17 protein-coding genes and 1 riboswitch are annotated in these 21595 nt (G+C 42.0%); of the genes, 1 reads left to right on the forward strand and 16 read right to left on the reverse strand.

The window, feature by feature from the left end:
• Nucleotides 1-9: 9 nt before the first annotated feature.
• On the reverse strand, nucleotides 10-702 hold the full coding sequence (locus A5867_RS11960) for a hypothetical protein (RefSeq protein ID WP_087627693.1): 693 nt from the start codon (nucleotides 700-702) through the stop codon (nucleotides 10-12).
• 231 nt (nucleotides 703-933) lie between these two features.
• Nucleotides 934-1006: riboswitch (Fluoride riboswitch) on the forward strand.
• 92 nt (nucleotides 1007-1098) lie between these two features.
• Between A5867_RS11960 and A5867_RS11970 the strand changes: the two genes are divergently transcribed.
• Nucleotides 1099-2310, forward strand: coding sequence for a chloride channel protein (locus tag A5867_RS11970; RefSeq protein WP_087627694.1), 1212 nt, complete (start codon nucleotides 1099-1101; stop codon nucleotides 2308-2310).
• 59 nt (nucleotides 2311-2369) lie between these two features.
• Here the strand turns inward: A5867_RS11970 and efp are convergent, their stop codons facing one another.
• From efp to pflA, 15 genes are all read right to left on the reverse strand, one after another.
• On the reverse strand, nucleotides 2370-2930 hold the full coding sequence (gene efp / locus A5867_RS11975) for an elongation factor P (protein ID WP_005229668.1): 561 nt from the start codon (nucleotides 2928-2930) through the stop codon (nucleotides 2370-2372).
• Nucleotides 2931-3004: 74 nt separating this feature from the next.
• A complete protein-coding gene (locus A5867_RS11980; RefSeq protein WP_016610815.1) occupies nucleotides 3005-3964 on the reverse strand; it encodes a cation diffusion facilitator family transporter in 960 nt (319 codons plus the stop codon).
• 82 nt (nucleotides 3965-4046) lie between these two features.
• Nucleotides 4047-4616: a DUF2179 domain-containing protein gene (locus A5867_RS11985; protein WP_005229664.1), complete on the reverse strand. Its 570-nt coding sequence runs from the start codon at nucleotides 4614-4616 to the stop codon at nucleotides 4047-4049.
• 362 nt (nucleotides 4617-4978) lie between these two features.
• Nucleotides 4979-7978, reverse strand: coding sequence for a WxL domain-containing protein (locus A5867_RS11990; protein WP_087627695.1), 3000 nt, complete (start codon nucleotides 7976-7978; stop codon nucleotides 4979-4981).
• Nucleotides 7979-8402: 424 nt separating this feature from the next.
• On the reverse strand, nucleotides 8403-9164 hold the full coding sequence (locus A5867_RS11995; protein ID WP_087627696.1) for a hypothetical protein: 762 nt from the start codon (nucleotides 9162-9164) through the stop codon (nucleotides 8403-8405).
• An 81-nt stretch (nucleotides 9165-9245) separates the two neighbouring features.
• A complete protein-coding gene (locus A5867_RS12000; protein ID WP_087627697.1) occupies nucleotides 9246-11699 on the reverse strand; it encodes a glycogen/starch/alpha-glucan phosphorylase in 2454 nt (817 codons plus the stop codon).
• A gap of 117 nt (nucleotides 11700-11816) precedes the next feature.
• On the reverse strand, nucleotides 11817-13250 hold the full coding sequence (gene glgA, locus A5867_RS12005) for a glycogen synthase GlgA (RefSeq protein WP_010749405.1): 1434 nt from the start codon (nucleotides 13248-13250) through the stop codon (nucleotides 11817-11819).
• Nucleotides 13247-14398: a glucose-1-phosphate adenylyltransferase subunit GlgD gene (gene glgD, locus A5867_RS12010; protein WP_016610808.1), complete on the reverse strand. Its 1152-nt coding sequence runs from the start codon at nucleotides 14396-14398 to the stop codon at nucleotides 13247-13249. The genes glgA and glgD overlap by 4 nt, the downstream gene beginning before the upstream one ends.
• Nucleotides 14388-15530, reverse strand: coding sequence for a glucose-1-phosphate adenylyltransferase (locus A5867_RS12015; RefSeq protein WP_016610807.1), 1143 nt, complete (start codon nucleotides 15528-15530; stop codon nucleotides 14388-14390). The genes glgD and A5867_RS12015 overlap by 11 nt, the downstream gene beginning before the upstream one ends.
• 31 nt (nucleotides 15531-15561) lie before the next feature.
• On the reverse strand, nucleotides 15562-17508 hold the full coding sequence (gene glgB / locus A5867_RS12020; RefSeq protein ID WP_087628179.1) for a 1,4-alpha-glucan branching protein GlgB: 1947 nt from the start codon (nucleotides 17506-17508) through the stop codon (nucleotides 15562-15564).
• Nucleotides 17509-17686: 178 nt separating this feature from the next.
• Nucleotides 17687-18094, reverse strand: coding sequence for a hypothetical protein (locus A5867_RS12025; protein ID WP_005229650.1), 408 nt, complete (start codon nucleotides 18092-18094; stop codon nucleotides 17687-17689).
• Nucleotides 18095-18192: 98 nt separating this feature from the next.
• Complete coding sequence (locus tag A5867_RS12030; protein WP_087627698.1) at nucleotides 18193-18639, reverse strand: hypothetical protein; 447 nt, start codon at nucleotides 18637-18639, stop codon at nucleotides 18193-18195.
• A gap of 197 nt (nucleotides 18640-18836) precedes the next feature.
• Nucleotides 18837-19646: a DUF1803 domain-containing protein gene (locus A5867_RS12035; protein WP_087627699.1), complete on the reverse strand. Its 810-nt coding sequence runs from the start codon at nucleotides 19644-19646 to the stop codon at nucleotides 18837-18839.
• An 88-nt stretch (nucleotides 19647-19734) separates the two neighbouring features.
• The gene (locus A5867_RS12040; RefSeq protein WP_087627700.1) at nucleotides 19735-20664 is read right to left on the reverse strand and encodes a manganese-dependent inorganic pyrophosphatase; all 930 of its coding nucleotides are present in this window, start codon (nucleotides 20662-20664) and stop codon (nucleotides 19735-19737) included.
• 94 nt (nucleotides 20665-20758) lie between these two features.
• On the reverse strand, nucleotides 20759-21514 hold the full coding sequence (gene pflA, locus A5867_RS12045) for a pyruvate formate-lyase-activating protein (RefSeq protein ID WP_008379682.1): 756 nt from the start codon (nucleotides 21512-21514) through the stop codon (nucleotides 20759-20761).
• Nucleotides 21515-21595: the final 81 nt, after the last annotated feature.

The raw sequence follows: 21595 nt of genomic DNA on the forward strand, positions 1-21595 counted from the left end.
CTTTTATGGTTATTCATTCCTATTTGGTAACGCCCATTGGGTTTGACTTTTCCCAAATTCTTTCGGGATCACAGAATCGACGGATTGATATTCGAGGGTTTCTTGAGACTTTGGAATCGTAATTACCGTCAAATAGTTGTTGGTTTCGGAATAGAAGCCGATCGTTTCAAAGGAAGGATCAATCAAATGGTATTGAACCCCCTGCAGCTTAGCCGTTGTTTCCTCTTCCACAAATGTCGGTTGATAGCGAGCATAGTAAACCTGGGCGCCCATTTTAAAATATACGGAGTTATGAGCAGATCCAAGAAATTCAATCGCCCGTTCCACTGGTACTGCTTGATAGATCCCTAAAGTTTCAATCGCTTCATTGCTTTGGATGCGCTGATAAACTGCTGTAGTATCAGATTCGTAATATTTATAGCCTAAAAACATTTTTTCGCGGTCTCGGATATTTGGTGTGATCAGCGCATTGTACGTTTTGAATTCACCATACACTTGATCTCCAATAAAAAAGCCTAGCAGACACGCAACGACTATGCCGCCAAGCAATAGCGTCACTTTTGGGTTACGGTTTTCTCGATAAAGCAGAACCATCAGGAACCCTAATAATGCGATCAGACCAACCACCATGAGAATTGGTAGGATCACATAGTAAAAACGCTCACTTTGCAGCCATTTTTCGATCGTCATAAATGCAATCATTCTTTCTTCCCCTTCGATTCCTCACTACCTACTGTTTTTCCCTTGGTCAACCAGTAGAAGGATCGTCCTTTCATCCCTTTTCTTGCCAGTGACTCTCCCGACGCTCAATTCACATGTAAATTCTTATGAAATTAATTTTACCATAAGTATGTATAAAAGATAAGTATTCGTTGGATTGCTTTTCACGACCAGCATCCATTGACAAAACGAGGGTTTTATCAGATAATATTGATGCTAATAGGGAATGAATGTCTCCCTCAGTTCTTACTGAAACCGCAATTTTGCTAATGACTTCTACCACTTTTTTTTAGTGTGTAGTAGTCATTTTTTATTTTCACTCGTTCGTCATAGTTGCAAGAGCATTATTCCTATCTTTTTTAAAGGATCGTGATAGAAATGAAGAAACAAGAAACAACGTATTTTGAACTGACTGCATTAGGTTTGCTCAGTCTAGTGATTGGGGTGCTTGCTGGAGCTGTTGACACTTTCTTTGGCAAAATTTTGCTGTTCTTAAGTGCCTTCCGTGAAAGTCATTTTTTGCCATTGATTCTCTTCTTACCAATTATCGGTATTTGCTTTACTTACCTTTTCCAAAAGTATGGCGATCGGAGTCCTCAAGGAATGAACTTAGTGTTTTTAGTCGGGCAGGAAGAAGAAAAAGATATTCCGCTGCGTTTGATTCCTTTTGTAATGGTGGGAACCTGGCTGACGCATTTATTTGGAGGAAGCGCAGGCAGAGAAGGAGTTGCGGTTCAGTTAGGTGCCACCATCGCCAATCGTTTAGGAAATTGGCTGCGACTAGAAAAGTACGCCAGCACCCTGATCATGATTGGGATGGCTGCGGGATTTGCTGGTTTATTTGAAACCCCCATCGCTGCGACGTTCTTTGCATTGGAAGTGCTTGTCATCGGTAAATTCAGTCATCATGCCCTCTTACCTGCTTTGCTGGCTGCTTTCACTGCTAGTACGACTTCTCAATGGTTAGGCTTAGAAAAATTTAGTCTTATGTTGCCTCAATCCGTCGATTTGACGATACCTGTTTTTCTGAAATTACTTGTGATTGGGTTGATTTTTGGTATGGTTGGCGGCAGCTTTGCGGGCTGTTTAGAAACGATGAAACGCATCATGAAGCGGCGCTTCCCGAATCCACTGTGGCGTATTGGGATTGGCGCATTGGCGTTAGTCTTGCTTTTTGTTTTATTGTATCAAGGGCGTTATTCAGGCTTAGGAACAAATTTGATCAGCGCGAGTTTCACGAAGCAACCGATCTATTCTTATGATTGGCTGCTTAAGTTGGTGTTGACCGTATTAACCATCAGCATTGGTTTTTTGGGTGGAGAAGTCACCCCTTTGTTTGCGATTGGCTCTTCTTTGGGGGTCGTGTTGGCACCACTGTTCGGACTGCCTATCGAACTGGTAGCAGCACTAGGCTATGCCAGTGTTTTTGGCAGCGCCACTAGCACCTTATTTGCACCGATCTTTATTGGTGGAGAAGTCTTTGGCTTTCAAAATCTACCCTTCTTTGTGATCGTCTGCTCCGTCGCCTACTTTATCAGTAAACCTTATAGTATCTATCCGTTACAAAAAAGATCGGCAAAGGGACAATGAGCCACTTCTGAACACAACAAGAGCAAAGAAAAAACCGCGAACAAGTCGCGGTTTTTTTGCTATTTTGCACGTTTTAAATAAGTACCTTCAGCTGTATTGATTTCTAGCATTTCGCCTTCTTCAACAAAGTCAGGAACATTGACAACTAAGCCCGTTTCCATCGTTGCTGGCTTTCCTGAACCAGTCACAGTTGCCCCTTTGATCGATGGCTGTGTTTCAACAACTTTCAAGATTACACTTGAAGGTAATTGCACGCCGATTACTTCGCTGCCGAAGAATTGAATTTTTACTTCCATGTTTTCTAGAATGAACTTCATTTCTTCTTCAACCACTTCAACTGGAATTTCATATTGTTCATAGGTTTCCAGATCCATAAAGAATGCGGTATCGTCCATTGTATATAGGTATTGTACAGCTTTCGTATCGATATGCGCTTTTTCAAATTTTTCTTCTGGACGGAAGGTTGTATCGTAAGTAGAACCAGTCCGAACGTCACGTAATTTCATACGCATAACCGTATTTCCTTTACCTGGTTTGTGGTGGCTGGCATCTAATACTTTGATAAGTTTGCCGTCTTGAACAAACGTCATTCCAGCTCTTAAGTCACTTGCATTGATCATAATTTTGAAATCTCCTTCACTATGTGATAATCCTTGTCTATTGTATCAAAAAAAACAGCTTTATTCTAGCTAAATCAGTGGGAAGGTCGCACAAGTTTGCGCCGCTTCTCCATGTAGTGAGGATCGTACTCATCCGTTTCAATATAAATATAGACTTTTTTATCTGCCATTTGATGTCGAATCTCGGCTTCGATCTCATTAATGATCTCATAGCCGACCTCTTCTTGTTTTGCGGCAATATCGACTTTCGCTGCAATCAAAATTTCTGCTGGCCCTAAATGGACTGTTTTCACATCGATCAAGCGATCAACATCGGGACGTTCAAACGCTTGTTTGATCACCGCTAAATCACGTTTAGTAACACTTTCCCCAATCAGTAGACTGTAAAATTCGCGGGCTAAGAAGATCGCTGCTACCATCAATAAAAGACCAATCAATAAGCCGCTGAAGGCATCAAAAAATGCGTTCCCGGTAATCATTGTTAAAACCGTTCCGATCAGTGCGATCATCAGACCGATCACCGCACAAAAGTCTTCTGTGAAAATGATCAAAATCTCACTATGTCGACTTTCTTTCAAAAAACGATAGATTGGTTGACGTTCGACGTTTAGCTCGCGGATCTCCTTGATTGCGATCCACAACGAACTTCCTTCAACGATCATCCCGAAGATCAAGATAGCGATCACTAACCAAGTATTGCCGACTTCATGGGCGGGATGCAGCAGCTTTTCCACTGCTTCCATCACGCCTAATGCGCCCCCACCAAAGAAGAGCATCATCGCAACGATCGTGCTGAAAAAATATTTCGCCCGACCTTCACCAAACTGATGCAGTTCACTTTGTCCCTTTGTTGCCCGTTTATCACCGATCAATAAAAAGATCTGATTGCTGCAATCCACGACACTATGAATGCTTTCATTCAGCATGGCCGCACTACCGCTCAAGGCATAACCGACAAACTTACTGATCGCTACCAAAATGTTTGAGATCAGTGCAGCGATGACCGCCATCATGCCATTTGCTTTCTTTTCCACACCTAACGCTTCCTCTCATCAATAAACTCCCTGCTTATTATGCAACTATTCTTCACGAATGGATCAAGCTGCCTCTAGTTCCTCAATCAACAGGTGCTTGCTTTTTCAACTTCGCCTCTCTACGGCTGATTTTTTTGGTCCAAAAACCGCCCGAAATATACTTGGGTTCATAGCTGATGATAAACGCTCGCTCTTCCACCGCTTTGATCGTTTGATAGAGCTTTTTCTCACTTTTTCTTTGGGAAAGAATCTCTAAAATCAGTCGCGGGCCTTCCAATCCTTCACCAAAGCTTTGTGTCACACCATAACCCTCTTGTCGCAAAATCTTCGGCAAACTCTTTTCTTCATCCGTATTACTAGGTAGGATCACTGTGACCATTGTATAGCCCAGAGCCAGCTTATCTTCGATTTTGATCCCGATACTGACTCCTGCAGCATAGCCTAGTGCATAGAACAAGAGATTCAGCGGGTTATCCAAACGATCCAATACCATAGATAAGCCTAAAATATAGATCGTGATTTCGATCATACTCACTAATGGGGCAATCACGCGATACCCTTTCATTGTCAATAAAAATCGCAGTGTGTTCAATGTGACATAGGCGAGATTGATAAAGAAAATCATCGCCAGCATTTGTAGATCAACTTCCATCTTTGATTCCCCCTTGTTCTTAGCATATCAAAAGGCAAGCGAAAATTAAAATATTTGAGCAGGATTTAATTACTAAAATAGCTAATTAAAATTTATTCTGGAGAAGACACAGTGCTTAGGTGATTTTGTTGATGGCTACCATGTTATGATTTTGCTCATCGATACACTACCTGTGGTTTCACTCACTTCTATTGATTGAAAAGCGTATCTACCAAAGTGGGAAAAGTAGTGTAAACCACTACTCGTTTGTTTCAGACAAAAAAGAAGTCCAATGGCAAATGGACTTCTTTTTGTCTGATCAACTTTTACAGTGTTCGATCATATTCACGATTGCAGAACATACTTACTTGTTTTCCAAGGGGTTATTCGTCAGCACTAGGTACGAAACTCAGCTCCCAATGGATGGTTCCTTGATAACTTGTTGCTTGCGGCCTCGCGCCAATAGGGATTTCCAGCTCGACACTTTTTTGCATGGTATCCTCGTTTCCATAGCGTTGAATCCAAGTTCCCGCCCCTTGCTTTTCATTGGCACGTGCAATCACTTGGTTCTGCGGTCCCAGCTCGATTGCATCAAAGTAGTCTGGTGCTTCAGAGGGATTTTCTCTAGAGGTAACCATTTCAATATTCGTCAAATGCACACTCGCTCCTTTTAAGTGGTGCTTAAACGCATCCGTGCTAACGAACCCTTCCTCTGATAATCGGGCACTCAAGGTCCAGCCCTTTTGAAGAAATCGACGATCGGAAACCTGAATGTAGTTTGGTCGTTCGGTTGATTCATGATCATCCACTAAAGAAATTCGTTGCGGACGCGCCGGATAGCGGCTTGTCGACGAGCGAATCGGTACTGTACCAAAATCGAATTGTGAAACAAAGTCTATACTGATAAACCCGCGATTTTCTGGTATCAAGGGTGGATTTTCAGGTAGAATCGGTTGATCAGGATCAAGGGGATCTTTTGGGTCTACGTCACCAATGGGTTCCACAGTGGTTGATGCTTCTGCCCATTTGCCATCAAGAAATGCCTGAGCGGTGACCACCTCACCTTGAGTAAAATACTGGAAAGGTTCTAAATCAGATAGATCAAGTAAATAATGCCCGTTTTCATCCGCTTGGGTGTGAAAATACGTGCTATTGCCAGCACTATCGACTGTCGTTTCAAGCGTCGGTTCTGGCATCAGTCCCTCTCTTTGGAATCGAAGGTAGCTACCAGGATTGGCGGTTCCCGAAATCGTATAGGCCTTAGGTAAGGTTCTATCTTCTGTCAAAGGATCGATGGTCACCGTGACGTCTGGTATGTTCTCAAACAATAACCGTTGCGAACGAGAAGCAAACTGCGCGGCAAACCCTCGACTTGTTTCCTCATTTAGCGAAGATACATTGGTCACATTGGTATTGGTTCCTGAAATCGCCGCAGTCATGGACAGAATCGGTTGCCACTGAAAATCAACTGTCTCTCCTGTATTTCCATGCCGCCACTGGCGAATCGCCTGATTCTTTGCAGTGATTCCTCCCCCTTCAATTAGACCATTTGTGGTGGTCGTTATGGGGCGGGTTCTTTGCAAATTGACACGCTTGGCATCGTCGATCGTCAATCTTGCGGGATTGTTGGCACCGGTAAAGAAAAGTAGCCGTTGGACAGCTTGTGGGCTGTCCGAACGAATATCTAAGGTAGCGTCTTTGCCTACGTTGAGATTGCCAGTCGTGCCAGAGAAGTGGAAAATATTTGCGGTTGTATTTTGATTTGTTGCTTCAACCTCTAAGGTGCTGCTGTCTTCTAAGGTGACATGCGTATTGGCACTTAACCAGAAAATATGACTGTACAACGTTCGGTTTGCAGCAGTAACCGACAAGCGACTTTTTTCCATTAAGCGAATATCATGGGGCGTGCCTAATGTGATGACTGCCGGGCTGTTGTTTTGTGTATTTAATGCCAATTCCGCGCCTTTTCCTAACTCAATGCGTCCATTGCCAGCGACAAAGCGAATATTAGCACCGCCTGCTTCACCAGCTGAACCGTTGGCATTTAATGATAGTCGGGCATTATCCCCTAATACGAGACGCGCATTTGTATTATAAAAATCAAGATTTCCTGAGCTGATCGTCGACATTTCGACGTTTGCTCCCTCACGAAGCTCTATTTGGTTGATTTCAAAATTCGCCTGAGTATTTGTGTGAATCATCCAAGAAGCATTGAAGTCTGATGTATATCTAGGCGTTTGGTGCGAAACCGAATGTCCAGAAAAGCTGGCTCGAGAGTGCAACCCGTAAAACAACTGATTGCCCGTATGGTTGAGATTGTGGTACCGAATGATTGAACGCTGCTGATTTGACATATTCAAATCATGGTATTCAATTGCCCCCCAAAAGTTTCCATGGTAGAGTTTCAAATTTTGCAAAGTAATGTCCCACGGGGAGTCTGGATTGACACTCGAATCGCGAAAACAGATCGCTACGGCTCTAAGATCCATCTGATAGTTGTCGAGGCCATCGATGATTAACGTTCTTGAGACTTCCCTGGCATTGATATAAACATAGGCTAATCCGCCATTAGGATTGACGCTGCTGCTCCAGCCGTCAATTCCCGTAATGCCTAAACTAGGATTATCGTTCGTTTGAAAACTGGCTGTCAAATAAATATAATTGACCGTCGGATCGACCATTGCAGCCATAAATTCGATCCAATTAGCAACTCCTCTTTTTTTTACATCGTCGCCTAAAAGATAAAGATTGCCAGGATCAGATGCTGATGCCTCAGGAAGCTGGCTTTCTATTTCCTTCTCTTCTGCTAGTTGATCTTCTTGATCCAAATGATCCCATTGATCAGTGGAGTCACTCGAATCAGTTCGCTCATCCTCTTGTGTGTCCGTAGGGTTTGTCTCCCGTGCTTCCTTTATTTCAAGCATTATCATTGAATCTGCTGCTTCAAATGGAAACGATCCTGCTGTATCAACTATCAATGGAACCAAAAAATCACTTCTAGGGGTATCGGTCGTTAGTTTCCAACCGTTCTCCTCAGTGAGTGGCGTCATCTTGACTCCCTTTGGCAACTCCTCTTCAGCAATAACCGCAGCTTTCGGCAATCGGATCGCTATTTCACTAATGGGACGGTCCGTATGAAACGCAACCAGTAACAGGTCTCCTACAGTCCCGGATTTCGTTGATTCATCAAAATAAATGGCAACTCTTTCCTCAGCCTCTTGCTCTCGTATCGGATCGAATGATTCACTCGCAACCGTTTTTTCCTCCAGCTGCGCAGCAAAGAAAACGTTTGAAGAAAACACACTCATGGTTGAAAAAAAGTAGAGTCCTCCAAGTAAGCCAATAATGATGGTGAAATATACCTTTCTCTTTTTCTTGTTCATTTGTTGATGCCCCACCTTTCAGCGTATCTTTCCCTTGAAATCGATCAAGGATCAGGCCTTCCCAAAGAGCAGCTTTAGCCATCAGGACGCTTGCTTCCCTTTTTCAATTGCAGCTGATCAGAAAACCACTGTCCTGCCACCGTTTGACTTGCCATCGATTTTAAATGACAAAAAAAATCGCCAATTAAAATAACAAACATTATAAATAACGATGGTTTTGATCGTTTCACTTTATTCTATAGCCCACGCTATTGCTTAGTAAAATCAGAATATTCCTCAGGCGGTGAAAAATGTATTTCAACTAATCACTTTGTGAAATCGATAGTTTCGGCACACAAAAAAAACAGCTAGATGTTAGCCATCTAGCTGAAATCATTCATGGTTATGCTCAAAGGACCACTTCTATTAAGAGTAACTGTCACTGCTATTTAGAACGAAAATAGCCATTTGAAGATTCTTCTTGTTGATCGTCTTCAATCATTCCTTTTAATGATCGATCTAAAACGGAACGTTTTTTCTCACCATTTTTTTTATTGCTGGCTCGAAACTCACTGCGTGTCATCCCAACAGAGGGGTGGCGATTGAATTTTTTGACGGTCGGATCATTTTCTTCTTTGACTTGATAAGCTGCTGGTTCAGTATCAAACAACAAATAACTTTCTTGTTTTTTTGCCATTGCATCCATCAAATCGTTCGGCGTAATTTCAGGTTTTTGCTCATCTGGAATAATCGATGCAGGAATATATTTAGGCACGAAGTAAGAGCGCCCCGAATATTCTTTTTTCGAAGAAACAGGAACCTCAGCTTTTTCCTTCTTACTGGTTACTTGATAAGAAGAATGGTTCGCCTCTTTGCCAAAAAAGTTGGTTTTTCCTGTTGGCATCTGCTCTTTCACTGGACGTTTTCCGTACTGAGGCAAGTTGGCACGGTGATTGGCAAGCTCTTCTTTTTGACGAACATTGTGCCCCCGATCCCGTTGGCTGGACTGCACTTTGCGCTGCAAAGGTTGATTTTCATCCTTGTGAGAATGACTCACGGGATCTTTGATTTCGGTTAAAATCCAATCATCTGCTTTACTGAATGCGGGGCGATGCTCGGATTGCAGCTTCACACCATCTGTATCATCATAAGCAGGAAAACGGAAGTGTTTTCGTTTCACATCTAAATAATTTGCCACTGTACTCATCCTCTTACATGCATTTTTTTCATCATACCATAAATTAAGGAGAATTTCACGAAAGACTACACCATTTCAGATGAGGACACTTCAGCTAAATTCGGCTGGAGGCACCGTCTCAGTCAAGCTTGCTGCATTTGGTTCTTTGACATGGGCAAATAATGGATCGATCTGCCAAATATCTGCAGCATAATTTCGCACCGTTTCATCTGCCGAAAATTTGCCTGCATTCGCAATATTCATTAGGCTGACTTTACGCCAACGTTGCGTATCCTGATAGGCACTATCTACCCGATGCTGCGCGTCACAATAGGCATGAAAATCCTTTAATAAAAAGTATTCATCATTGTATTTCAAAAGGGAATCAAAGATTTCCCGACCTTCAACTTGAATATTCGGGATCGTCCCATCAATAAAGGCATTGACCACCCGTTGCAAGACTGGATCTGACTCATAGTAGGTGTAAGCAGAATAATTATGCTGGGCGTAATACTGATACACTTCTTCTTCCGTCAACCCAAAGATCGCAATGTTTTCATCACCGATCGCATCTCGAATCTCAATATTGGCACCATCTAAAGTCGCGATCGTTACTGCCCCATTTAGCATCAACTTCATATTGCTTGTCCCTGACGCTTCTTTAGAGGCCAATGAGATTTGTTCACTGACATCCGCTGCTGGAATGATTTTTTCTGCTAATGAAACGTTGTAATTTTCTAAAAATATAACCTTGATTTTATCATTGATGGTTTCATCATGATTGATCAGATTCGCCACTTCATTGATGACTTTAATGATCGATTTTGCGTAGTGATAGCTTGGTGCTGCTTTGGCACCAAAAATAAAGACTCTTGGATGAAACGCTGCAGTCGGATCGTCTTTGACCTCAAAGTAGAGCTTCAAGATATGCATTAGATTCAGCAGTTGTCGTTTGTACGCATGCAGGCGTTTGATCTGCACATCAAAAATTGCCGTTGGATCTACTGTAATGCCCGTTGCTTTTTGAATGTACTTTGCCAGTGCACGCTTGTTACTCATTTTTGCGTCAGCAATTTGTTGCAGAACGTTTTCGTCATCATAATAATTTTTGAGCAGCTGCAGATCCAAGGGGTCATTGCGCCAACTCGTACCGATCGACTGATCCAGCACTTTGGCTAATGGTTGATTGGCTAGCTGAAGCCAACGCCGTTGTGCGATGCCGTTGGTCTTATTGTTGAAACGGGCAGGATAAATGAGATAGAAGTCATGGAGTACCACTGATTTTAGTAAATCAGAATGGAGCTTGGCTACCCCATTGACACTATGGCTGCCGATGATGGCTAGATGTGCCATATGGACTTGATCATCAATAATGATTCGCGTCCGATCCAGTAAGGCTTGCGGATGGACCCCTTGCATTCCTTCGACAAAGCGCCGATCAATTTCTTTGATGATCTGATCCATTCTCGGCAACACTTCTTCAATCATGCGAACTGGCCATTTTTCTAAGGCTTCCGCCATGATCGTATGGTTCGTATAACTCATGACTTTCACGGTGATCGCCCACGCTTGTTCCCAAGCAAGGCCTTCTTCATCAACTAAAATACGCATCAGTTCTGGGACACAAAGCGCTGGGTGCGTGTCGTTGATATGGATTGCTACTCGTTCACTGAGCATCGCTAAAGGCAGATTCGATTTTTTATAATAGCGAATGATACTTTGAATGCCTGCAGAAACAAAAAAGTATTCTTGCATCAATCGTGTGCGTTTGCCGATCTCGTTTGAGTCATCTGGATATAAAACAGCAGTCAAATTTTCTAAGGCTTGCCGTGATTCCAATGTCGCATAATGCGCCTCATCTTCAGCAGGCACTTCGACACTCCACAAGCGCAGTGTGTTGATGTGTTGATTCTGATAACCAACCATCGCGGTGTCATACGGAACTGCCCGCCAGGTAAAGCCGCCTTCATAGACTGGCGCTAGTTTTCCGTCCTCTCCCGTAACGAGATAGACCTGCCCACCAAATCGAATAGGCACCGCTTTGCTTTCTTTGCGGACTTCCCAGACATTCCCAGAGCGTAACCAATCATCTGGTAATTCTACTTGATGGCCGTCAATAAATTTTTGTTTAAATAATCCATAGCGATAGCGAATCCCATTCCCATTTCCCGGCAAGCTTAATGAAGCCAGCGAGTCCATAAAACAAGAGGCCAAACGACCCAGGCCCCCGTTTCCTAAAGCCATGTCTTTTTCTGTATCCGCAACGTCATCAAGGGAAACGCCTAACTCTTCAAAAACGGCTTCCGCTTGCTCCAACAGCTGCATATTCAACAAATTGCTTTTTAGCATTTTGCCAGGCAAAAATTCGATTGAAAAATAGTACGCTTGTTTTTGATCCTCCAGCAAGAGATTTTTTCTGGTTTGACGCCAGTCTTCTGAATACATTTGCTTCACCACATTGGCTAGTGCTTGAAACAATTCCTGCAGTGAAGCTTCATCCACTTCAATCGCAAAGAGTTCATGAACACTGATTTCTAGCAGTTCACGCAATCGTTCTTTTGTCATAGGGTTACACTCCTTTTTGCATTCAATTTATAAAAAAGAAGAATCCTTGCCGCCAAAATTGCTAGTCATACAACTAGCAGTTCTGTTGCAGACAAGGATTCTTCTGTCTTAAAACAATCAAACTTTGATAGTATTATACAACTGGATATAAAGATCGGAACTTTGATTCCAGCTGAAATCTTTTGCCATTGCTTGCTTGACCAATACGTTCCACGTTGCCTGATCAGATTGATACAATTCGACCCCTTGCTTCAAGGCATTCATCAAGTAAAATGGTGAAAACTCTTGAAAGCCAAAGCCGGTACCTTGTTTCGTGATCGGATTATAGGAATCTACCGTATCTTTCAAGCCACCGATTTCGTGAACGACCGGTAATGTACCATAACGCATCGCGATCATCTGTGACAGTCCGCATGGTTCGAAGGCGGAAGGCATCAAGAAAAGATCCGCTGCTGCGTATAACTTTTGCGCCAATGCAATATCAAAAGAAATCGCGGCAGCACATTTGTCAGGATATCTCTGAGCAAAATAGCGAAAGCCTTCTTCAAAATCATGTTCGCCAGTCCCTAGTAAGATGAACTGAACATCAAATTGCAAGAGATTTTCCATTTCTTCAAGGACCAAATGGAACCCTTTTTGAGTGGTCAAACGGCTAACAACAGAAATCAATGGGACATCTTTACGGGTAGGCAAACCAAATTGTTCTTGTAGCGCTCGCTTGTTTTTAGCTTTTCCTGATAAATCTTCGACACTGAAAGGATAGTCCAAATGAGGATCGGTTTCTGGATCGTTCATTTCGTAATCAATTCCGTTTAAAATGCCGCTGAGTTTGCCGCTTTCCATACGTAAAATCACTTCAAGCCCACAGCCGAACTCAGAGGTTTTGATTTCTTCACTATAGGAAGGACTGACCGTCGTGATGCGGTCCGCATACAAGATTCCTGCTTTCATAAAGTTCAAGCAATCGTTTAAACGTAGTGTGCCATCATCGTATCTCTCAGTCCCCATACCAAAAAGATCTGGTAAAATATCGCGACTATACCACCCTTGAAACCCAATGTTATGGATCGTCAAAACGGTGCGTATGTTTTGATACGCTTGAATCCAATGATATTTTTCTTTGATCAAGAAGGGAATCATCGCCGTATGGTAATCATTGACATGCACGATGTCTGGAATAAATTCAATGCGTTCCATCATTTCGATCACGGCTAATTGGAAGAAAGCAAAACGTTCCCCATCATCATAAAAATCATAGAGCCGTTCGCGGCCAAAATAGTAGAGGTTGTCTATGAAATAATAGGTCACAGAGCCTAGAACTAATTTTTTGATCCCACAATATTGCTTGCGCCAACCGACCGCCACTTCAAAGGAAAAACAATCTTCCATTTGCTCCTGGTATTCAGCAGGCATTTTCGTGAAATAGGGTAAGACCACAATCGTCTCGACGCCTTTTTTGACCAATTCTTTTGGTAATGCCCCTGCAACATCCCCTAATCCGCCTGTTTTAAAAAATGGGGCGCATTCCGCTGCTGTAAACAGAACCTTCATGCGCTTGCCCCTCCAATAACGTCTTGGGTCACATGAGAATTTTTCTTAATGACGATTGGCGTTTCTTTGGTTCCTTGCACTTTGACACCTTCTGCGATGGTCACATTTTTATCTAGGATCGCATAAGAGACTTCGGCACCTGCTTTGATCTCATTATTTCCGAAGATGATCGCTCCTTTGACTTTTGCTTCAGGATGGATCTTCGTGCGGCGGGCAACGAGTGACTGTTCGACCGTTCCTTCCACGATGCAGCCAGAAGCAAAGTGGCTATTTTTCACGTCAGATGTTTCTGAATAATACGTTGGCACTTCGTTTTTCAGTTTGGTATAGATCTTTTGATTCGAATAAAGCAACGACGTAAATTTATGCACATCGAGCATATCCATATTTGTTTGATAGTAAGAAGAGATGTCATAAATGTTACTTAAGTAACCAGTGTACTCATATAGACCTGTATTTTCAACAGCGATCATTTCTCGTAAAAATTGACCGAGGTCTGCCGTTGCGCCAACTTTTTGCCCCTCTTTTAGCGCAGCGATCAGACGATCTGTTTGAATGATAAAAATATCCGTACATAAGTTGACAAGGTCACTGACCTCACCTTTTTTCGCTTGGATCGCTTCTTCTAAGTGACCTTCACTGTCTACATTGAACAACAGATCACTTTCGCAAACATTGTCACTGCTGATGCGTTTGTATACGACGGTCATTTCATTGCCTTGTAGCTGATGGATTTTCAGCAAGGCACGCAAATCAATGTTGCATAAGACTTTGCTGCCCATAAATACGGTATGATCCGATTTGGATTTTTCCAAATAGTCGATGACATTATAATAATACTCTTGTCCTTCAGCTTGCTTTTTCAATGAGTCTTGGAACAGGTGAATAAAGAAACGGTTTTGTACGCCGTCCAAGTTCCACTCTTTTCCGCCACCGATATGATCGAAGACCGACTGCGTTTCTCCTTCATTGAAAATCATATAGACTTGTTTGATATTAGCATTTTCGATACTTGAAAGATTAAAATCTAACAAGCGATATTTGCAGTCAAACAATAAAGTCGACAGCGGACGGTTTTCTGTTAATGGCATCAAGTCTTGGTATCGTTGCAGATTCCCTAAAATCGCACACATTTTATTAGTTCTCATCAATCGTCACCCCTAAAATTTCAGAATAGCCGACTACGGCAATTTCGTCTGTTCCATCGATCTCTGCATCGTCACCAATCACTGCATTTTCCCCAACGATCACTCGGTTTAATTTAACATTTCTACCGATCACCGCTCCAGGCATGATCACGCTGTCCTTGATCGTCGATCCTTCTTTCACCTGCACATTTTCTGATAAAATACTGTGCTCGATTTCCCCTGCAACATAACAGCCATCCATCACGAGAGAGTTTCTCGCAGCCCCGGTCTCAGTCACAAAATGTGGTGGTGCGATTGGGTTTTTAGAAAATACTTGCCAACTTTTATCCCGAATATTCAACTCCATTGCTGGATCAATAAATTCCATATTGGCTTCCCACAATGAATCGATCGTTCCTACGTCTTTCCAATAGCCAGAGAAGCGATAGGCAAAAACGTTGTCGCCGCTTTCGAGATAAGAAGGAATGACATGTTTCCCAAAATCGACCATTTCGCCGTCTTTTGTATAGTTACTCAACAGCATACTGCGCAGACGACTCCAATCGAAAATATAGATCCCCATTGAAGCGAGATTGCTTTTTGGTTCGGCTGGTTTTTCATCAAATTCGATGATACGGTCATTTTTATCGGTGTTCATGATTCCGAAACGCGAGGCATCTTTCATCGGTACTTCGAGAACTGCAACCGTCAATGAAGCATCATTTTCTTTGTGTTTTTCCAGCATTTCTTCATAATCCATTTTGTAGATATGGTCCCCTGATAAAATCAAGACATATTGCGGGTCCATCTCATCGATATAAGCGATGTTTTGATAGATCGCATGGGCGGTTCCTTCAAACCATTTTTCGCCTTCTGAATTTGAATATGGCTGTAAGATCGTCACACCGGTACTAATTCCATCCAATCCCCAGCTTGCACCATTTCCGATATGGTTGTTTAGTGCTAATGGCTGGTACTGAGTGACAACACCCACATTTTTGATTCCTGAATTGACACAATTACTCAACGTGAAATCGATGATCCGATATCTGCCACCAAATGGAACCGCTGGTTTAGCAATATTCTTTGTTAATTTCCCTAATCGAGTCCCTTGTCCCCCTGCGAGGATCATTGCTAACATCTCTGTTTTCATTTTGTTTGGTGATCTACTCACCGTTCCCCCTCTACTCTTTTTTTTGTGCTTTCTTTACTGCTTTTTTTCGAGTCATTTTGATTTTTTCTGGTTTGATGATTAAAGCCCCAAGTGCAGGCAAAATTGTTTTGATTTGATAGTCGTATTGCTTAAAAGGGGTATTACTGGTCTGGCAGTCTGGGTTATTCGCCACCCAAGTTCCACCAAATACATCCCGTTCCGTGTTTAAAATCTCGCGATACGTTCCTTCGTATGGCACGCCGATCGCAAAATCGTGACGCTCCACTGGTGTCAGATTGACAACCACGATCAAGAAATCTTTTTTCGTTTTTCCTTGTCGTAAGAAAGTCAATGTCGTTTCATCTAAGTTGTCTGCATCGATCACCATCAATGAATCTTCTTGATCATCCAATTCCCAAAGGGCTCGTTCTTCTTTGTATAATTCATTCAAGGTCTGGGTGAAGAACTGCATTTTTGCATTGAATGCGTCGTTTAAATCGACCCATTCAAGACCATGATCATATTTCCATTCTAAAAACTGTCCCCATTCACTACCCATGAATAACAGTTTTTTCCCTGGATGCATCATCATGTACGTATAGAGATTTCGTAGTTGTGAAAACTGTTTGTAGCGGTCTCCCCACATTTTGTGCATCAAACTTTTTTTGCCATGAACCACTTCGTCATGGGAGAGTGGCAAGATATAATTTTCTTGCATCCGATACATGAAAGAAAAAGATAAAAGGCTTAGATGATCTTTACGGAAAATCGGGTCCATTTCGTAAAAACGCAGGACATCATTCATCCAGCCCATATTCCATTTGTAGTCAAACCCGAGAGCGCCTCCTTCGACCATTCCTGTTATTTTGGTCTCGGAAGTACTTTCCTCTGCAATCATGACAACTGCAGGATGGGCTAACTTGATGACTGAATTGAGCTTTTGTAAGAAATAGTACCCTTCAAAATTCCGATTGCCCCCTTCGTGATTCGGTTCCCATGGACCTTCATCATAATCGCGATAGATCATGTTGGAAACGGCATCTACCCGAATACCATCAATGTGGTAAAATTCGATCCAGAACAATGCACTTGAGATCAGAAAGCTTTGGACTTGCGGTTTGCCTAGATCAAAGTTGATCGCACCCCAGCGAACATTTTTCGCACGGTTTTCATCCATGTATTCAAAGGTCGGCGTGCCATCATAATAGGCAAGACTGTCATCATTGACACAAAAATGTCCTGGCACCCAATCAACGAAGACACCTATATTTTCCAAATGACAAGCCTCTACAAAGTCTTGAAATTCTTCTGGTGTCCCATAATAGGAGCTAAGTGCAAAGTAACCAGTCAATTGATAGCCCCAGGAGGTTCCTAAGGGATGTTCCATCAAAGGCATAAATTCGATATGGGTGTAGCCCATTTTTTTCACGTAAGGAATAAGTTCATCTTTTAATTCGGAGAAGCGATAAGGGGTGCCATCTTCGTGGTGCTTCCAGGAGCTGGCATGAACTTCATAAATATTAAGAGGTCGATTAAATGTTTTTTGTCTTTTTTTCCGTCCTTGCCATAACCCATCCCGCCATTTTTTTTGTGGGATCGAATGCAACACGGCAGCAGTTCCTGGTCGAGCTTCAAAATGGACAGCAAAAGGATCGATCTTCAATACTTCTCGTCCATTTGATTGTTTTACTTTGTATTTGTAAAGCTGTCCTTCTTTTACTTGGTTGGTCTCAATTTCCCAAACACCGGATTCCGTCCTTTTGTTCATCGGCAAGGTATCCGTCCATTGGTTGAAGTCGCCAACAAGCCAAACTTGCTGAGCATTTGGTGCCCAAACGCGAAACACGTAGCCATCATCTACTTGATGGGCGCCTAAGAAATGCTGTACATAAAAATTTTCACCACTCAGAAAGTCTTTTTCCGCAGTCAGTACCTGTTGTTTGGTAACCACTCTCTCATCAGTCCTCCTCAAATTCATTTTGATCGTTGACTGAAATGCCAACGAACTTGTTACGCTCTTTCATCTTTTAGAAATCGTTTCAAAATCAACTACATCTCTATATCTAGCATAGCATAAAACACTGCGCTAGTAACGCAATAACCTTAGTTGCCAGCAAATAATCTTTGACAGAAAAAAACAGCTTGAACGTATCTGTTCAACCTGTTTCAGCTCTACTTTTTAGCTTTTGGAAAATGAAGTATGTGACTACCCATAACTGAAACAAACTTGCTAAAACAAGAATGAAAACTACCATCACTGGAAGTGTTTCAGTTAATTCAAAATATGCCAACAGTGTCCCAAATGCAGAAGAGGCGGAGCAAAAACACCAAAATCGAAACCCATAAAAACTGGTCACCACGGTATAAAGACTGATGATCCCCAACAAGAAGAGCTGAGTAAATCGGTCAAATACCGTATCGGTATAATAAATTTCACCTAACAAGGCTTGGATCGCACCAAAACTTGTCGGTACTTTATAAAGCGTCAGCAGAGCGCCGAGCAAGCTGAATGCACCAATCAGAAGATGACTGCCAGCTAAGCCGATTCGAATGTTTAGTTTCACGCGTCTTTCACAACCTTCAATCTAAAAAAATCCTTTTTCCGCTAACTACTGCTTACACAGTCGTTTTCCTTATTCACTAGAGCCGAAATCATCTGTACTTATTTTGCCTGCCAAAGCTCTTTTACTTGTCCATCCGTGTAAACTTTATAGACTTTATTTGCCGATGAGGTGGTGTTTGTGCGAGCAATCAAGTAGTAGTTCCCGTCACAATCAAACTCACCCTCACTTAATAATTTGTAACTCGTCACTGGCCCATTTGCCATTTTCTTTGCTAAGTAACGCATGGCATGAGCTGGATTCACCAGATAGTTTTGATTGATGAGCCAATCAATGATCACGGAAACGATCGTATTTGCCCCAAACCGTTCCTTTTGTTTTAACGCAAGAATGAGATCGCCATCAGAAAAACGCGTTTCATCGATCCCCGCTTTTGTAATTGCTTGCCGAGCAGCTTCTATTTCTGACATTGATACGAACGTGATCATTTCTGCTTTCGTTTTGTTTTGTTCCAACTGTTCAAAATCAACCGTTTTATATCCTTCCATTTTTATATCCCCTTTCAAAGTTCTAGAATCATCATATCATCAAGAAATCAAAACTCCAAACAAAACGATTGTTGTTTTTTAATTTTTATTCATCAAATTATCATTTGAAGAAATAAGAAAAAAAGCTGCTAGAATCGAATCTAGCAGCTTTTTAATAGTCAGAAAATTTAAAACAAATAACATAATTATTAGAAATTTTAATTATTATTGAAATAAAGTGTATTGTATGAACCTGATTTATTTGCCAAGTGAGCGATCACAAGGCGTTGGACGAACAGATCCTTTTCAGAAGACGGATAACGCTCGTTTTTTAGATTATCACAATTTATTTCTTCCAGCAACAAATGTAGCTCAGGGCTTATGATCTCGACCCGTTGAAGTGATTCCAGAAAAATACTCGGACGGACTTTTTTGTTTTTACGAATGCGTTCAAGGATCACACTCACTTGGTCTAAGTAATAGACTGGATCGACATCACCGATCAAATCCATTAATTCATCATAGATCGCAAGGGGACGCAACTGTTCATTCGCTTCAAAAAAAGCAGGCAGTGTTGGTGGCCACTGTGTTTCTGAGTAAGAGATCAACTGAAATTGTTCATGACTCAATGCATAGACCGCTCCTTGTTCAACTCCTTGCTGACAACCGTAAAAGTATTTATTTTCAACACTTGACGCAGCAAAACTTTTGATAAAACCAGCGATTTCTTGTGTTGACCAATTGCGCGCTGCTTGATAGAAATCATCACTTACTTGTATCTGCTGTTGATCATGTTCAGTATAGATGGGGAAGCCTAAATAATAGCGTCGTTCTTGACGGATGATCAACTTTTCTGCGATCAAGCGGTCAAGAATTTTATCAAAAGAACCATCTGTAAACTTCGCTTTTAATGCTCGTAGTGTCGGCGGCTCTTGGCTATTTAATAGCTCCTCTACCAATTCATGGAATTTCGAAGATTCCAGTATCGGTTGCAATGAGCGAAAGTGGGGACTATAAAAAAATTTCACTGTGTGTACTCCTTATTAAAAAAATCATGAAAAATGCTGGCTTGATCTACCAAAACAGATCTCACCAGCACTCTGACATTTATCCTAATTATCCTTCGAAAACCGCTGTTAATTGAGGAACGATTTGTTTTTTACGAGAAACAACGCCAGGTAAAAAGGCACGATGGTTCGTTAATGTCGTTTCAAACGCTGCTTCTACTGGGGCAATTGGTTCACCAACAACTAATAGCTCAGAATTACTGTCTAAGATATCAGTAGCAACAAGCAAGAACAAATCATAGCCATTTGCTGACATTGATTCTTTCATGGCAGCTTCCAATTCTGCTTGACGGTCAAAGACCTCTTTTAGGTCGACTGTATTGACTTGTCCGATACGGATGTTTTTCCCGCCCATTGGGAAGCTTTTTGCATCAAGATCCAGCAATTCTGCGGCTGATTTCGTCTCAAGATTTGTGCCGGCTTTCAACATATCCAATCCGTATGCTTCCAGTTCAACACCTGCTAAAACCGCTAATTCTTTTGCTGCCGCTACATCTTCATCGGTACATGTTGGCGATTTGAACAACAATGTATCGGAGATGATCGCTGAAAGCATGATTCCTGCGATCGCTTTTGGAATTTCCACTTGATTTTCTTTGTATAACTTCAATACGATCGTACTGGTACAACCAACAGGTTCTGCACGATAATACAACGGATTGGCTGTCTCAAAGTTAGCAATACGGTGATGATCAACCACTGCTAATACAGTAACATCCGCAATATCTGCTGCACTTTGTTGAAATTCGTTATGATCCACTAACATTACTTCTTGGGTTTCCTTTGCCACTGAATCGATCACACGAGGAGCAGCCAGGCTAAAGGTGTCTAGTGCAAATTGTGTTTCTTCATTCGGTGTACCTAGCGCTACTGCTTCACAGTCTTTCCCAAGTTGATTTTGTAAGTTCGCAAAGGCAATCGCTGCACCAATGGCATCGGTATCAGGATTTTGATGACCAAATACTAATATTTTCGACATTTCTTCATCGCTCCTATTTCAATTGATATTCACTTTCTAATCATAGTAAAAAAACAGGAAAGAAGCAATAGCAATCTCTTCTTTCCTGTTTTGATCAACGGGTTAAGTAGCCTTTATAGTCATCTACATGGAGCAAACGTTTGGCATTTTTCACCCGATCTTCGGTTGGTGGTTCGATCCCTTCAAGGGGATATTTCAAGCCTAGCTCATCCCACTTGTATTTCCCCATCGTGTGATAAGGTAAGATCTCAACTTTATCGACATTCTTCAACGTCTTGATAAATTCATCCAAACGGATCAAGAAGTCATCATAATCGCTTCTAAAAGGAACCAGCACATGACGAATCCAGACAGGTTGATTGATCTCTGAAAGATAATTTGCCATATCCAAAATATTATCATTGGATTGGGTGGTCAGCTCTTTATGGGCTTTGTTATCGATATGTTTGATATCAAACAACAGCAAATCAGTCACAGTCATCAACTCTTGAAACTTACTGAAAAAAGGCTCTTCTCGTGTAAATGGTTTTCCGCAAGTGTCCAGTGTTGTGCTGACCCCTTCTGCTTTGGCTTTACGAAACAGATCGATCAGAAAGTCCATTTGAAGTAACGGTTCCCCACCACTAACGGTGATCCCACCTTTTTGTCCCCAGAATTCGCGATATTTCAACGCCTCTTCTAAGACGTCATCAGTCGTTCGTTCGATACCCGTGCCAATCTTCCAAGTATCTGGATTATGACAAAACTGGCAACGCATGCGGCATCCTTGCATGAATACAATAAAACGGATACCTGGTCCATCTACTGATCCAAAACTTTCTGTTGAATGTACTTGTCCTGTTACTGCCATAATGCTCTTCCTTTCTTCGAAACGACGGATAACCATGCTCCGTCTGATACTCTCAAAACAAGAGGCGGCGGATTTTCCCGT

This window comes from Enterococcus sp. 6D12_DIV0197 (genome assembly GCF_002174385.1).
Lineage (GTDB): Bacteria > Bacillota > Bacilli > Lactobacillales > Enterococcaceae > Enterococcus_D > Enterococcus_D casseliflavus.